The organism is Kitasatospora sp. NPDC001540 (assembly GCF_042894345.1).
Classification (GTDB): Bacteria; Actinomycetota; Actinomycetes; order Streptomycetales; family Streptomycetaceae; genus Kitasatospora; species Kitasatospora phosalacinea_C.
Map to the genome: position 1 here is coordinate 42,337 of NZ_JBIAVO010000014.1, position 13,672 is coordinate 56,008.

Consider the following 13,672-nt stretch of genomic DNA (forward strand, 5'->3'; position numbering starts at 1 on the left):
GCCTTCCGCCCTCCGACCCCAAGGAGTCCGCCATGCTGCCCGCGCTGCCCTCGCTCGACGGACTGGAGTTCGCCCCGGTCTCCCGCCCCGAGCAGGGCGAGGTCGACCCGGGCACCCGGTTCGCCTACCACGAGGACGACGGCCTGGTGTGGGCCGACTACCGCGGCGGCCAGGTGGTGCACGGCCACCTGGTCGGCACCCGCACCGGCGACACCGTCGACTTCCGCTACGTGCAGCTCAACCGGGCCGGGGAGACCAACTCCGGCCACTGCACCAGCGTGCTGTCCCGCCTCCCCGACGGCCGGCTGCGCCTGGACGAGACCTGGCGGTGGGAGTCCCGCCCCGGCACGGGCACCAGCGCCGTCGAGGAGGTCCTCCCGTGCTGACCGCCCGCCCGGGCCGCGCTGTCGGCGGCCACCGGTAGCGTCCGGGGCCATGAGCGATCGTGAGACCTACGCCCCGCTGGTGTTCCTCGAGTACGACCACCGGCCCGGTTCGTACGGCCTGCTGCTGACGGACGACCGGATGGTCGAGGTGGACGAGGTGTTCGAGGCCGCGGGGCAGCAGAACGGCGGCTACGGCTGGGAGGCGGTGGCGCGCTCCGCCGTCCGGTCCCGGGCGCCGCAGTTGGAGGGGCGCTTCCGGTACGACCCGGAGGCCGGCATGTTCGTCGCCCACGGGGAGGACGCGACGGCGCTGCGCGAGCTCGGCACGCTGCTCTCGGCCGCGTTCCACGACCGCCCGGCGCTGCGCGAGCTGATCGACGCGGCCGAGCCCGACTGGTTCGACTGACCGCCCCGCCCCCGGGCGCGCGGGAACGCCGACGGCCACCCCTCCCGACATGAGGGGTGGCCGTCGGCGCGCTGGGTGCGGTCTCCTGGCGGAGTCCGATCCGGGGACGGATCAGACGGACAGGACCTGGCCCGGGTAGATGACGTCGGCGGAGCCGCCGATGGTCTGGGCGTTGGCGCTGAACAGCGCGTCCACGGTGGTGCCGTTGGCGGCCGCGATGGCGCTCAGGGTGTCGCCGGACTTGACGGTGTAGGTGCCGCCGCCGGTGTTGCCGCCCTTCTTCCAGGACTGGTGGCCCTGGTGGGAGGACACGCCGCCGTCCGTGGTGTTGGTGGCGGCCGGGGCGGAGTCGGTGGTGGCCGACTTCGCGGACTTGGTGCTGGTGCCGGTGCTCGCGGAGCTGTTGCTGCTGGAGCTGGAGGTGCCGGTGCTCGCGGTGGACGAGGAGGTGTCGACCTGGGCGGCGGCGCCGCCCTTGGTCAGACCCGCCTGCACGGAGCACACCGGCCAGGCGCCCGGGCCCTGGTCGGCCAGGACCTTCTCGGCGATCTCGATCTGCTGGCCCTTGGTGGCCAGGTTGGCCTGCGGGGCGTAGGCGGTGCCGCCGTACGCGGCCCAGGTGGAGGAGGTGAACTGCAGGCCACCGTAGAAGCCGTTGCCGGTGTCGATCGACCAGTTGCCGGTCGACTCGCACTGGGCGACCTTGTCCCAGGTGGACACGTCCGCGGCCGAGGCCGAGGTCGCCGTCACGAGGCCGGCCACCGGGAGGACGGCCACCGCGCTGCCCGCGACGAGGGCGGCCCGGACGCGGTTGCGCTTCCGGTTGCCCTGCTCGGCGGTGGTGGCGGTCTTGGTGGCGGCAGTCTCGTTACGGAAGATCATGCGATTCCTTTCGGATGCCCCGGGCAGGCAAGGCGGAACCAGGGGCCCGGAAGGGCCCGCGGTCTCTCGCGCTTGTGGATCGGACGGCGCGGTCGAGGTCCGACCTGCTCTCCGTCGCGGTCACCCTGCCCGTCGGGCGGCTCGGTGGCCGCACCGGGGCGTTGGTTTCGGGTGATCCCGGGTAGTGCGCCCTGCACTGGTTACGAAGCTACGGGCGATCCGACCGAACTCCAAGCATTCCAAGGTTTACGCAGGTCAGTGGCTTGTTACCGCCGGTACAACGCCCCTCGGCGACCACCTCGACCGCGATTTCCCGGGCCCGGCCGTCGGCGGCTGTGACCGGCCTCACCGGTTTTGGCCGCCCCCGGCCGGGGAACCGCACACCCTCCGTGGCCTCCCGCTGACGGCGCGCCGACTGTCCAGCGATCCGCCTATGGGACGGGCCACAGCGGCCACCCACCGTCCACCGGCCCGTCACCCGCCGTGGCCGAACTCGCCCTCCCGGCCGGTCCGTTCGACCCCCGCCTCGTCCGGGCCCCGCCCCGCCCCCGCTCCGTCCGGCCGCGCCTCAGGAGAGCGCGGTGAGCACCCGGGGCCCGTCCTCGGTGATCGCCACCGTGTGCTCGGAGTGCGCCCCGCGCGAGCCGTCCGCCGAGCGCAGCGTCCAGCCGTCCGCGTCCACCCGCAGCCGCGCCGTGCCGGTGCACCACCACGGCTCCAGCGCCAGCGTCAGCCCGGGCTTCAGCTCCAGCCCGCGCCCGGGCCGTCCGACGTTCGGCACGTGCGGGTCCTCGTGCATGGTGCGGCCCAGGCCGTGGCCGCCGAAGTCGGTGTTGATCCGGTAGCCGGCGCCCTGCCCGACCGCGGCGATCGCCGCCGAGACGTCCCCGATCCGGTTGCCGGGCACCGCGGCCGCGATCGCCGCGTCCAGCGCGGTCCGGGTCGACTCCGCCAGCCGGACGTCCCGCTCGTCCGGGGTGCCCACGATGACGGTGACCGCCGAGTCGGCCACCCAGCCGTCGATCGACACCGCGAAGTCCAGGCTCAGCACGTCCCCGTCCCGCAGCACGTAGGGGTGCGGCTGCCCGTGCAGCACCGCGTCGTTCACCGACAGGCAGATCACGTTCCGGAACGGGCCGCGCCCGAACGACGGCGCGTAGTCCCAGTAGCAGGACTCGGCCCCGCGCTCCGCGACCAGCTTCCTGGCCCGCAGCTCCAGGTCCATCACGTCCCGCCCCACCTCGGCCAGCCCCGACAGCTCGGCCAGCGTCTCGGCGACGAACCGGCCGGTGACGGCCATCTTCTCGATCGCCTGCGGAGTCTTCAGCTCGATCACGGCACCGCTCCCTGCACGACGGCCGCCCGGCCGCCCGGTCGAAAGAACCGCCGGTATTTGAATACCGACAGCGGACAGCGACACGCTAGCAGCCCCGGTATTCAAATACCGCCCACCCGGAACCCGCTCCTCCACCGGAGGCGGCTACCGGTTCGCGAGGAGCAGGACCGATCCGGCCACCACGGCGAGGACCAGCAGGAACGCCAGCACCAGCGCGCCGACGATCAGCCCGGCGACCCCGGCGCTCACCGCCAGCCCCCATCGCGCCACGCGCTCGCCGCGCTCGACCTCGGCCGCGTAGCCGCGGTCGTCGCACCAGTCCCCGCCGACCTGCTGGTGCGCCCCCATCGAAGCGGCACCCCTCTCCTGACGTCCGCGCCGCCCGGGCGGCCCTGCCTGCCTGCCTGCCTGCCTGCCTGCCGCGACAGTAGCGGGTGCGCCGGGCCGCGGAGCGCGCACCCCGGGGGCGGGACGGGCGGCCGCTCAGCGGGCGGCGTCGAGCAGCGCCTCCACGGCGGCGCGGGCGCGGTGGGCCGGAGCCGGGTCGGCGGTGATCGCGGCGGTGACGATGGCGCCCTCGGCGAGGAGCTGGACGGCGGAGGGGTCGGCCAGGCCCGCGGCGCGCGCCCAGTCGGCGAGTTGGGCGTGGAAGGCCTCCTTGTGGGCGCGCACCTCGGCGAGGACGGCCGGGGAGGCGGGGCCGAGTTCGCCGAAGGCGTTGATCCAGGCGCAGCCGCGGTAGCCGGGCTCGGCGAACCAGCGGCCCAGCCAGTCGAACGCGGCCAGCAGCCGGGCGCGCGCGCCGCCCCCGTCCGCGTCCGCTCCCTCACCCGCCGCTTCGACGGCGGCGGACAGCTCGGCCCGCCAACGCCGGTCGCGGCGGCGCAGCACGGCCACCACCAGGTCGTCCTTGGTCGGGTGCAGGCGGTAGATCCGCTTGAGCGGGAGGCCGGAGGCGGCGCGGACCTCGTCCATGCCGACGGCGCGGACGCCCTTCTCGTAGAACAGCGCTTCGGCGGCGTCGAGCAGGGCCTCGCCGTCCCGGCGGGTCTGCTGCTCGGTGAGCGGGGCGGGCATCGGCGGCTCCGGTTCCGGTTCCGGGCCGCAGCGGCGGCCCTTGACGTGGAGAACGGTCGTTCCCTAGCGTAGGCCCCGCCACGCTGGAGAACGACCGTTCTCCATCCGCCGGACCCTGGAGGCCGCCATGTCCGAGGACCGCCCGCCCCGCCCCCCGTTCACCCGCGCCACCGCCCTGGCCAAGGTCCGGGCCGCCGAGGACGCCTGGAACACCCGCGACCCCGAACGCGTCGCCCTCGCCTACACGCCCGACACCCGCTGGCGCAACCGCGACACCTTCCTCACCGGCCGCGCCGAGGTCACCGCCTTCCTCACCGCCAAGTGGCGGCGCGAGCACGAGTACGCCCTGCGCAAGGAGCTCTGGGCCTTCGGGGACGACCGGATCGCCGTCCGCTTCCAGTACGAGTGGCACGACGCGGACGGCCAGTGGTGGCGCAGCTACGGCAACGAGCTGTGGGAGTTCGACGCGCACGGCCTGATGCGGCGGCGCGAGGCCAGCATCGACGACGTCCGCATCGAGGCCGCGCAGCGCCGCATCCACGGCCCCCGGCCCGCCGGGGAGGCCGGCGACGCGGAGGAGCTGCCGCTGCACTGAGCTGGGAGCTTGGGCAAGCAGCGGAGCGGTTCAGTAGCGTGTCCGCATGGTGCGAGTCCCCCTGACCCCCGAGCAGATCGAGGCCGGCCGCCGCCTGGGCGCGCTGTTCCGCGAGACCCGGGCCGGTCGCGACCCCGCCACCGTCGCCCACAGCGCCGGGATCTCCCCCGAGACCCTCCGCAAGATCGAGATGGGCCGCCTCCCCAGCCCCGGCTTCGGCACCGTCGTCGGCCTCTGCGCCGCCCTCGGCCTCCCGCTCGACACCGCCGCCGACGTCTGGCTCGGCGAGGCCCCGGCCCCGGCTCCTGCCCCGCGCACCCCGCCGGAGGCCCGGGGCGCGGCGGGCGCGGCGGGCGCGGGACTGCGCTAGGAACGAGGGATCACTCGCGCTCCGACGCCCGCACCCACTGGCACCGCCACGCCGTCGGCCAGACCCTGCACGTGGTCTCCGGCACCGCCCTGGTCGGCACCCGCGACGGCACCGTCCTGGAGGCCCGCCCCGGCGAGACCGTCAGCTGCCCGCCCGACGAGGAGCACTGGCACGGCGCCGCCCCCGACCGCTTCATGGAGCACCTCGCCCTCTGGGAGGCCACCGCCGACGGCTCTCTCGAGACCACCTGGGCCGAGCCCGTCACCGAGCAGCAGTACGCCGCCCCGCGCACCCGGCACGACCGGCCGGACGGGGCCTAGCGGCGGGCCAGGACCGCGTAGCGCTCGTCGTGGACGGGGCCGCCCCAGAGGGCGGTGTCGGATTCGAGGGGGTGGATCCGGAGGTCGTGGACCAGGGGGCGGAGGGCGGCGGTGAGGGTGGGGGCGGAGACGCCACCGGCCCAGGGGAGGGTCTCGGTGCCGGGGGCGTAGGGCTCGACGGGGGCGTCGGCTTCGCGCCAGCGGCCTTCGACGAGCAGGAGGCTACCGCCGGGGCGCAGCAGGTCGGTCCAGGCGCGGAGGGCGGCGGACGGGTCGGGGAGCGTCCAGACCAGGTGGCGGGAGAGGACCGCGTCGTAGCGGTCGGCGCCGGTCGCGGGGTTGCTCGCGTCGCCGACCAGGAAGCGGCCCGCCAGCCCGGCGGCGGCGAACTTCCGCCGGGCCCGGTCGATCATCGCGGGGGCGAGGTCGACGCCGGTCACCCGGTGCCCGGCCTCGGCGAGGAGCAGGGCGAGCGAGCCGGTGCCGCAGCCGACGTCGAGGACGTCGAGCCACTCGCCGGGCAGCCAGTCGGCCAGGCGCCGCTGCCAGGCCCGCCGGGTGGCGGCGTCGAGCAGCCCGTGGTCGGGTTCGAGGTCGAACGCGGGGGCGGCGGCGTCCCAGTACGCGGCGATCGGGGCGAGTACGTCCGACGGGGCGTCGAGGGGGGTGAGCGGCTCGTTCATCCGCACACCTTCCCATCCGCCGCCGACAGTCGCGGGAGGGTGTCAGCTGCCCCCGCCACGCCGCCGGTGGGCCGCGCGGACGGCCCGGACGGAGCGGTAGGAGAGCAGGGCGAGGGCGGAGTCGGCGGAGAGCACGGCGGCGGCGCTGCGCCAGGAGGCGATCGACAGGACGGACAGCGCCGAGCCGACCGACCCGATCGAGAACGCCGAGCCGATCGAGCCGACCGACAGGAACGAGCCGACCGAGCCGATGGACAGGAAGGACCCCGTCGAGCCGATCGAGAACCCGTTCGCCGCCGCCCCGCGCAGTCGGGCGCCTCGGCCGGTTCGTGTGCTCATGTCCCCTCCAGGTGTTCCCGGCCCCGGCCGGACGGGTGCGGACGGGTGCGGTGCGTGCCGTCCCAGCCTGGCGGTGGGCCGCGGTCCGCGCAAAGGCAATGGTCGGGGGCCCAATGGGTAGTCGGTGCGGGCGGGCCTGCTTGGATGGGAGGTTCGCGCGGGCGGCGGTCGTCCGGTGGTCGCTGGTTCGGCGGGAGGAGCGGTTCGGGTGAGTGGGGTGTCCGCGGAGGTGCTGTCGCTGCTGCTGCTGGCGGCGGTGCTGTGGTGCGCGGTGCGGCGGCCGTTCGGATGGCCGGAGGCGGTGGTGGCGGTGCCCGCGGCGGGGCTGCTGGTGGCGGTGGGGGCGGTGTCGCCGTCCGCGGCCTGGGCCGAGGTGGGTCGGCTGGCGCCGGTGGTGGGGTTCCTGGCGGCGGTGCTGGTGCTGGCGCAGCTGTGCGACGACGAGGGCCTGTTCGAGGCGTGCGGCCGCTGGATGGCGGGGGCGTCGGGCGGACGGCCGGTGCGGCTGCTGGGGCAGGTGTTCGGGGTGGCGGCGCTGGTGACGGCGGTGCTGAGCCTGGACGCGACGGTGGTGCTGCTGACGCCGGTGGTGCTGGCCACCGCCGGGACGCTGGGGGTGCGGCCGCGCCCGCACGTGTACGCGTGCGGGCACCTGGCGAACACCGCCTCGCTGCTGCTGCCGGTCTCCAACCTGACGAACCTGCTGGCGTTCGCGGCCAGCGGGCTGGGGTTCGGCCGGTTCACGGCGCTGATGGCGCTGCCCTGGCTGGCCGCGGTGGGCGTGGAGTACCTGCTGCTGCGCCGTTTCTTCGCGGACGAGCTGGCGGTGGCGGCCGAACGGCCGGTGCCGTCGGGCGGGGTGCGGCTGCCGCGGTTCGCCCTGTTCACGGTGGCCGGGACGCTGGCGGGCTTCGCGGTGGCCTCGGCGGTGGGCGTCTCCCCGGCGTGGGCCGCGGCGGCGGGTGCGCTGGTGCTGGCGGTGCGGGCGCTGGCGGGCGGGCGCAGCACGCCGCGGCGGATCGCGTCCTCGGCGGCGGTGCCGTTCCTGGCGTTCGTGCTGGCGCTGGGCGTGGTGGTGAAGGCGGTGGTGGACAACGGCCTGGCCGGGCAGTTGGCGGCGCTGGTGCCGTCCGGTGACGGGCTGGGGGTGCTGTTCGCGCTGGCGGGGCTGGCGGCGGTGCTGGCCAACCTGGTGAACAACCTCCCGGCGACGCTGCTGCTGGTGCCGCTGGCGGCCCCGGCCGGGCCCGGCCCGGTGCTGGCGGTGCTGCTGGGCGTGAACATCGGCCCGAACCTGACGTACGCGGGTTCGCTGGCGACGCTGCTGTGGCGCCGGATCACCCGGGAGCGGGCGGTGGACGACGGCGGGGTGCGGACCTTCACGGCGCTGGGGGTGCTGACCGTCCCGGCGACGCTGGCCGCGTCGGTGCTGGCGCTGTGGGCCTCGCTGCAGTTGTTCTGACCGTCCGCGGCCGTCGTCGCCGCTCCCCGCGAGCCCCGGGCCCGCGCATCCCGTGAGGGTGCGCGGGCTCCGTCGTTCCCGGGCCCGGTGACGTCGTTCCCGGGCCCGGGCCCGCCCCCACCAGGCGACTTGAACGCGTTCAAATATAGGTCTACTGTCCTGACCAACGGGTTTTGAACACGTTCGAAAAAGGAGTGTGCCGTGGACTACACGGTGGTCAGCTATGCCGCCTACCTGCCCTTCGCCCTCGGGGTGACGGTCTGGGTGGGCCGGACCCTCAGCCGCAACGGGCGGCTGTTCCTGAGCGCCGTCTTCCCCGGCGACGACAAGCTCGCGGACGCCGTGAACCACCTGCTGGTGGTCGGCTTCTACCTGTTGAACCTCGGCTTCGTGGTGCTGTGGATGAAGACCGACGACCAGGTCGGCAGCGTGCAGGGGGTCTTCGACGCGCTCTCGGTCAAGCTCGGCTCGGTGCTGCTGGTGATCGGCGTGATGCACCTGGCCAACGTCTACGTGCTGAACCGGATCCGCCGCCGGGGGACGATGGACCGCGGGCAGCGCCCGCCGGTCGCCCCCCAGGGGCTGGCCTGGCCGACGCCCCCGCAGGCCTGAGCGCGGCCGCGGTGACCACCCCTCCGCCCCGCGCCGCCCCGCCGCCGGTCACCGGGCTGACCGTGCTGCACGACCCCGACTGCGGGCTGTGCCGCCAACTGACCCGCTGGCTGCGCGGGCAGGCCCAGCTGGTGCCGCTGGAGTTCGTCGCGGTGGCCTCCCCCGAGGCCCGGCGCCGCTTTCCGGGCGTCGACCACGAGGCCTCGCTCGGCGAGATCACCGTGGTCGCCGACACCGGCGAGGTCTGGCGCGGCCCGCAGGCCTTCGTCACCTGCCTGTGGGCGCTGGCCGAGCACCGCCCGCTGGCGCACCGCCTCGCCACCCCGGCGGGCCTGCCGCTGGCCCGGGCCGCCGCGTTCGCCGCGTCCAAGTACCGGGCCGCCACCGGCGCGGGGTGGCCCCGGCCCGACGAACTGCTCGCCTCCCTCGACGGGACCTCCCCCGACGGGGCTTCCTCCGACGGGACGACGGACTGCCCGGACGGCACCTGCAGCGCCGTCCGCCCGCACCCCGTCTCCCCCACCTCCCCCGCCACCCGTTCCGCCGGTTCCGCCGGTTGAGACCGCCCCGGGCGCAGTGCACCGCGCCCGGGGCGGCCGCCTGCGCCCCGGGCCGCTCACTATGCTTCGCGTCTGCCGAGGAGTCCTTCCCGCTTTTGCGTTATCCGCCGCCTTCCGGTGGATCTCCGAGGGTGTGAGGGCAGGACGCGAGAACACGAGGACGGGCCGGGCTGTGGACAGTGAGCGGGCGGCGGCGCTGGTCGGGCGGGCACAGCGCGGTGACCGGCAGGCGGTGGCGGAGCTGTTCGGCGGGCACCTGCCGCTGGTCTACAACGTGGTGGGCCGGGCGCTGTCGGGTCACCCGGACACCGACGACGTGGTGCAGGAGACGATGCTGCGGGCCGTGGACGGCCTGGGCTCGCTGCGCGACCCGGCGGGGTTCCGCAGTTGGCTGGTGGCGATCGCGCTGAACCAGGTCCGGCGCCGCTTCCGGGACGCGGGCGCGCCGGACGTGGTGCCGGACCCGACGGCGGTGGCCGACCCGGCGGCGGACTTCGTCGGCCTGACGATCGTCCGGCTGGGCCTGTCCGAGCAGCGCCGCGAGGTCGCGGAGGCGACCCGCTGGCTGGACGGCACCGACCGCGAGCTGCTGGCGCTGTGGTGGCTGGAGGCGGCGGGCGAACTGTCCCGGGCGGAGCTGGCGGCGGCGCTGGAGGTGACGCCGCAGCACGCGGCGGTACGGGTGCAGCGGATGAAGGGCCAGTTGCAGGCGGCCCGGGTGGTCGTCCGGGCGCTGGCCGCGGTGCCGGGCTGCCCGTGGTTGGCGGAGCTGACGGCCGGGTGGAACGGCGTGCCGGGCGCGCTGTGGCGCAAGCGGATCGGGCGGCACGCCCGGGAGTGCGCCGTCTGCGGGGAGCAGCGCCGCGGCCTGGTGCCCGCGGAGGGACTGCTGGCGGGGCTGGCGATGGTGCCGCTGCCGGACGGCGCCGGGTTCGGGGCGGGGTACGCGTACGGGCCCGGGCCTGACTTCAGCCCCTCCCCCGGTTCCGACTTCGGCTCGGGCTCCGACTTCGACTCCGGGTGCGACGGATACGGCGGGTATGACGGCTCCGGCGCCGGCTCCGGGTACGACCCGGTCGGGGCCGCCCGGCAGGCGTCGCCGGGGCGGGCCGCGCACCGGCGGGGGGCCGGGCGGGGCGGCTCGCACCGGGCGGGGGCGGCGCGGCGCGGGCACCGGCGGGCGCCGCGGCGCGGCCCGGGCCGGGTGCTGGTGGGCGGCGGGGTGGTGGCCGCGGTGGCGGTGGTGGCCGGGCTGCTGGTGGTGGTCGGCGGGTCGGACGCGCCGCCCGCGGTGGGTGCCGCCGAGCAGGGTCCGGCGTCCGCGGCGGCGCTGGTCGACCCGACGTCCGCCGCCGCCCCGTCCGCGCCCCCGGCGCCGTCCTCCGCCGCGCCTTCCGCCGCCGCCTCCCCCTCCCCCGCGCCGGGCACCCGGGCGGCGAGCGCACCGCCCGCCCCGGCACCGTCCTCGCCCGCCCCGCCCGCCGCGCCGCCCTCGGCCGCCCCCTCCTCGGCCTCGGCCCAGCAGCGTTCCGCCGACCTGGCGCAGCAGGTGCTGGAGCTGGTCAACTCGGAGCGGGCGAAGGCGGGTTGCGGTCCGCTGACGGCGAACGCGAAGTTGGCGACGGCGGCGCTGCGGCACTCCGAGGACATGGCGGCGCGCAACTTCTTCGACCACACCAACCCGGACGGCGCCGGTCCGCAGCAGCGGATCGACGCCGTCGGGTACGCGTGGAGCGGGTGGGGCGAGAACATCGCGCGCGGTCAGAAGGACGCGGCCGCGGTGATGGACAGTTGGATGAACAGCCCCGGTCACCGGGCGAACATCCTGAACTGCAAGTTCACCGAGCTGGGGGTGGGTGTCCACCTGGGCGGTGGTGGGCCCTGGTGGACGCAGGACTTCGGTACGCCGCGCTGACTCCCGTCCCCGCCGACGCCGCCCCCCGCCCGCTCCGGGTCGGGCGGTGCGGTCAGTCGGTGGTGGCGTGGGTCCCTTCGCGCGGGCGCGGGACGGCGTCGGCCGCCTCCCCGGTCAGGACGGCCTCGCGCAGGTCGGCGAGGGCCTCGTCCACGGAGTCGTGGACGTCGAAGATCCGCTCGATGCCGAAGAGCTGGAGGATCTTGCGGGTGTGGACGTCGGGGCCGGGCAGGACCAGCCGCAGTTGCCCGTCGCGGGAGGACAGCATGCGGCGGGTGGCGACCAGGACGGCGAAGCCCGTGGAGTCGCAGAAGTCGACCCGGCTGATGTCGACCACCATCCGCAGGCAGCCGTCGGTGACCAGTCGTTGGAGGCGCTCGCGGAGGGCTGCGACTCCGCTGATGTCCACCTCCCCGGCCACCTGGACCACTGTCCAGCCGTATCGCTCCCCGTAGCTCACGCTCAATGCCACGCTGTTGCCTTTCTCTGGGATCGCTGGGGGTATTGCGGCCCCTGCCCGTTTCCTCCGGCGGCAACCCTGTTCCAGGTGACGATTTAGCGGCCGCGCGGAGTAATTTCCGCGAAATGTCATGGAAGTGATCCGTTGGACGCTCGAATTCGCTGCCCGATCCGACGATCTGCACAGGATTTCCTCCGGTTGGCGGTACCGCTCGGCCCGCTCCCCGCTCCTCGGCCCCGGCCCGCCTCCGGCCTCGGCCCGGCCCGCTTACGGCCTCGGCCCGGCTCATCGGAACGCGGCCGGTGCGGGCCGGTGACAGGCTGGGGAGAGCGACCCGAGGGTGCCTGGCGAAGGGAGAACGCCGTGATCACCACCGATTTCGTGCCCGGCTCACCGTGCTGGCTGGACCTGGGCGCACCCGACGTGTCCGCCGCGGCCGCGTTCTACGGTCCGGTGCTGGAGTGGGAGTTCGAGCGACCGGACGGCTCGGCCGACTTCCTGCTCGCCAGCCGCGACGGCCGGACCGCGGGCGGGATCGGCCTGCTGACCGAACGGGGCGCCCGCTCGGCCTGGATGCCGTACTTCTTCACCCCGGACGTCCACGAGACGGCGGCGTCCGTGCTGCGCGCGGGCGGCACCGTCCGGGTCGAGCCGCGGGACGTGGCCGGGTGGGCGTCGACGGCCCAGTTCAGCGATCCGCAGGGCGGGCGCTTCGCGGTCTGGACGCCGGGGCGGTCCGGCGGGCTGGCCGCGGTCGACGACCCGGGCGGGCTGTGCTGGACGGAGCTCCACACCACGGACGCGGCGGGCGCGCTGGCGTTCTACGAGGCGGTGTTCGGCTGGCAGCGCGCGGACACCCCGATGCCGGGCGGCCGCACGTACACCATCGTCACCCCGGCCGGGCAGCCGCCCGAACGCATGCACGGCGGCGTCCTGCAGGTCGGCCCCGCCGAACTGGTGCTCTCCCGCGGTGTCCCCGCCTGGCACCCGGTCTTCACCGTCGCCGACTGCGACGCGGCCACCGCCGCCGTCCGCGACGGCGGCGGCGCCGTGGCGGCGGGGCCCGAGGACGCCCCGGGGATCGGCCGGATGTCGGTCTGCGTGGACCCGTCCGGCGCGGACTTCGTCCTGATGACGCCCGTCCGGACCTGAGGCCGGCCGGGGCGGGTAATCGCGTTGCCGCCCGGGCGGTGCGGACGGCAGGATTCCCGCTCATGGTGACCGATGGGGAGCGCACACCGCAGGACGGCCGGGCCGGGATCGACGCGGCGCTGGTGCGCCGCCTGCTGCGGGCCCAGTTCCCGCAGTGGGCCGACCTGCCCGTCGTGCCGGTGCCGGTGGACGGGTGGGACAACCGGACGTACCGGCTCGGCACCCGGATGACGGTGCGGCTGCCCACCCACGCCTCGTACGTCCCGGCGGTGGCGAAGGAGGACACCTGGCTGCCGCGCCTGGCGCCCGCCCTGCCGGTGCCCGTCCCACGGGTGCTGGGGCGGGGCGGGCCCGGCGAGGGGTACCCGCATCCGTGGTCGGTGCGCGGCTGGATCGAGGGCGCGACGGCGGCCCCGGAGCGGATCGCCGACCTGCCCCGGTTCGCGGAGTCGCTGGCCGCCTTCCTCCGCGCCCTGCGGAGCTGCGACACCACCGGCGCCCCCGCCGCAGGCGCGCACAGCTTCCACCGCGGCGCGCCGCTCGCCCACTACGACGAGGAGACCCGGCGCTGCCTGGCCGACCTGGCCGGGCACGTCGACACCGCGCACGCCGCCGCCGTCTGGGACGAGGCCCTGGAGACCAGGTGGTCCGGCCCGCCGGTGTGGTTCCACGGGGACGTCGCCGAGGGCAACCTGCTGGTCTCCGGCGGCGAACTGGCCGCCGTCATCGACTTCGGCACCTGCGGCGTCGGCGACCCGGCCTGCGACCTGGTCATCGCCTGGGGCCTGTTCGCCGGCGACAGCCGCACCGCGTTCCGCCGCGCCGTCGACCTGGACGAGGACACCTGGGCCCGGGCCCGCGGCTGGCTCACCTGGAAGTCGCTGCTCGTCCTCGCCGAGGGCCTGCGCGCCGCCCCGGGCACCACGGGCGCCGACCCCGCCCGGGTCCGCGCCGCCCGTCGCGCCCTCGCCGAGGTCCTGGCCGACCACCGGCGCGGCTGACCCGTCCCCGCCCGGTGCGCCCGTCCCCGCCCGGTGCGCCCGTCCCCGTTCCGGATCTTGTCGGCCGGGCGGGAGGAGTATTGAATGCTGTTTCTGAAACTTGCAGAAACCGGCGG

The 13,672-nt window shown here is 75.7% G+C and carries 17 protein-coding genes and 1 pseudogene; 11 read left to right on the top strand and 7 right to left on the bottom strand.

Annotated features, from left to right (window positions below):
• The first annotated feature begins 32 nt into the window (after window positions 1-32).
• Together ACFY00_RS18385 and ACFY00_RS18390 are read left to right on the top strand one after the other, a co-directional pair.
• Window positions 33-386 (top strand): hypothetical protein, encoded by a 354-nt coding sequence (locus tag ACFY00_RS18385; protein ID WP_388032536.1) that lies wholly within the window; start codon window positions 33-35, stop codon window positions 384-386.
• A 49-nt stretch (window positions 387-435) separates the two neighbouring features.
• The gene (locus tag ACFY00_RS18390) at window positions 436-792 is read left to right on the top strand and encodes an immunity 51 family protein (RefSeq protein WP_388032537.1); all 357 of its coding nucleotides are present in this window, start codon (window positions 436-438) and stop codon (window positions 790-792) included.
• A 111-nt stretch (window positions 793-903) separates the two neighbouring features.
• On the opposite strand, the gene ACFY00_RS18395 is transcribed toward ACFY00_RS18390, so the two are convergent.
• From ACFY00_RS18395 to ACFY00_RS18410, 4 genes are all read right to left on the bottom strand, one after another.
• Window positions 904-1,674 carry a transglycosylase family protein gene (locus ACFY00_RS18395; RefSeq protein ID WP_388032538.1) on the bottom strand — a complete coding sequence of 257 codons (771 nt, stop codon included), beginning with the start codon at window positions 1,672-1,674 and terminating at the stop codon, window positions 904-906.
• A gap of 568 nt (window positions 1,675-2,242) precedes the next feature.
• Entirely contained in the window at window positions 2,243-3,010 is a 768-nt protein-coding gene (gene map / locus ACFY00_RS18400) for a type I methionyl aminopeptidase (RefSeq protein WP_388032539.1), read from the bottom strand.
• Window positions 3,011-3,154: 144 nt separating this feature from the next.
• Window positions 3,155-3,358 carry a hypothetical protein gene (locus ACFY00_RS18405; RefSeq protein WP_388032540.1) on the bottom strand — a complete coding sequence of 68 codons (204 nt, stop codon included), beginning with the start codon at window positions 3,356-3,358 and terminating at the stop codon, window positions 3,155-3,157.
• Between the two features lie 135 nt (window positions 3,359-3,493).
• Window positions 3,494-4,087: a TetR/AcrR family transcriptional regulator gene (locus tag ACFY00_RS18410; RefSeq protein ID WP_388032541.1), complete on the bottom strand. Its 594-nt coding sequence runs from the start codon at window positions 4,085-4,087 to the stop codon at window positions 3,494-3,496.
• 127 nt (window positions 4,088-4,214) lie between these two features.
• Here ACFY00_RS18410 and ACFY00_RS18415 point away from each other — a divergent pair, with 127 nt between their 5' ends.
• From ACFY00_RS18415 to ACFY00_RS18425, 3 genes and pseudogenes are all read left to right on the top strand, one after another.
• Window positions 4,215-4,682 carry a nuclear transport factor 2 family protein gene (locus tag ACFY00_RS18415; protein WP_388032542.1) on the top strand — a complete coding sequence of 156 codons (468 nt, stop codon included), beginning with the start codon at window positions 4,215-4,217 and terminating at the stop codon, window positions 4,680-4,682.
• 46 nt (window positions 4,683-4,728) lie between these two features.
• Window positions 4,729-5,052 (top strand): helix-turn-helix domain-containing protein, encoded by a 324-nt coding sequence (locus tag ACFY00_RS18420; protein ID WP_388032543.1) that lies wholly within the window; start codon window positions 4,729-4,731, stop codon window positions 5,050-5,052.
• A gap of 26 nt (window positions 5,053-5,078) precedes the next feature.
• Window positions 5,079-5,372, top strand: a pseudogene (locus ACFY00_RS18425) (cupin domain-containing protein); the annotation flags it as partial.
• Here ACFY00_RS18425 and ACFY00_RS18430 read toward each other — a convergent pair.
• Both ACFY00_RS18430 and ACFY00_RS18435 read right to left on the bottom strand, forming a co-directional pair.
• Window positions 5,369-6,055: a class I SAM-dependent methyltransferase gene (locus ACFY00_RS18430; RefSeq protein ID WP_388032544.1), complete on the bottom strand. Its 687-nt coding sequence runs from the start codon at window positions 6,053-6,055 to the stop codon at window positions 5,369-5,371. The pseudogene ACFY00_RS18425 and the gene ACFY00_RS18430 overlap by 4 nt on opposite strands.
• A 42-nt stretch (window positions 6,056-6,097) precedes the next feature.
• Window positions 6,098-6,394 carry a hypothetical protein gene (locus tag ACFY00_RS18435; RefSeq protein ID WP_388032545.1) on the bottom strand — a complete coding sequence of 99 codons (297 nt, stop codon included), beginning with the start codon at window positions 6,392-6,394 and terminating at the stop codon, window positions 6,098-6,100.
• 208 nt (window positions 6,395-6,602) lie between these two features.
• Here ACFY00_RS18435 and ACFY00_RS18440 point away from each other — a divergent pair, with 208 nt between their 5' ends.
• The 4 genes from ACFY00_RS18440 (at window position 6,603) to ACFY00_RS18455 (ending at window position 10,943) form a co-directional block, all read left to right on the top strand.
• Entirely contained in the window at window positions 6,603-7,856 is a 1,254-nt protein-coding gene (locus ACFY00_RS18440; RefSeq protein ID WP_388032546.1) for an SLC13 family permease, read from the top strand.
• 201 nt (window positions 7,857-8,057) lie between these two features.
• Window positions 8,058-8,468, top strand: coding sequence for a hypothetical protein (locus ACFY00_RS18445; protein ID WP_388032547.1), 411 nt, complete (start codon window positions 8,058-8,060; stop codon window positions 8,466-8,468).
• Window positions 8,469-8,479: 11 nt separating this feature from the next.
• Window positions 8,480-9,028, top strand: coding sequence for a thiol-disulfide oxidoreductase DCC family protein (locus tag ACFY00_RS18450; RefSeq protein ID WP_388032548.1), 549 nt, complete (start codon window positions 8,480-8,482; stop codon window positions 9,026-9,028).
• Window positions 9,029-9,200: 172 nt separating this feature from the next.
• Entirely contained in the window at window positions 9,201-10,943 is a 1,743-nt protein-coding gene (locus ACFY00_RS18455; RefSeq protein ID WP_388032549.1) for a sigma-70 family RNA polymerase sigma factor, read from the top strand.
• Between the two features lie 52 nt (window positions 10,944-10,995).
• Here the strand turns inward: ACFY00_RS18455 and ACFY00_RS18460 are convergent, their stop codons facing one another.
• A complete protein-coding gene (locus ACFY00_RS18460) occupies window positions 10,996-11,415 on the bottom strand; it encodes an STAS domain-containing protein (RefSeq protein ID WP_388032550.1) in 420 nt (139 codons plus the stop codon).
• A gap of 351 nt (window positions 11,416-11,766) precedes the next feature.
• Here ACFY00_RS18460 and ACFY00_RS18465 point away from each other — a divergent pair, with 351 nt between their 5' ends.
• Entirely contained in the window at window positions 11,767-12,555 is a 789-nt protein-coding gene (locus ACFY00_RS18465; protein ID WP_388032551.1) for a VOC family protein, read from the top strand.
• 62 nt (window positions 12,556-12,617) lie between these two features.
• On the top strand, window positions 12,618-13,556 hold the full coding sequence (locus ACFY00_RS18470) for an aminoglycoside phosphotransferase family protein (RefSeq protein WP_388032552.1): 939 nt from the start codon (window positions 12,618-12,620) through the stop codon (window positions 13,554-13,556).
• The last annotated feature ends 116 nt before the right edge of the window (window positions 13,557-13,672 follow it).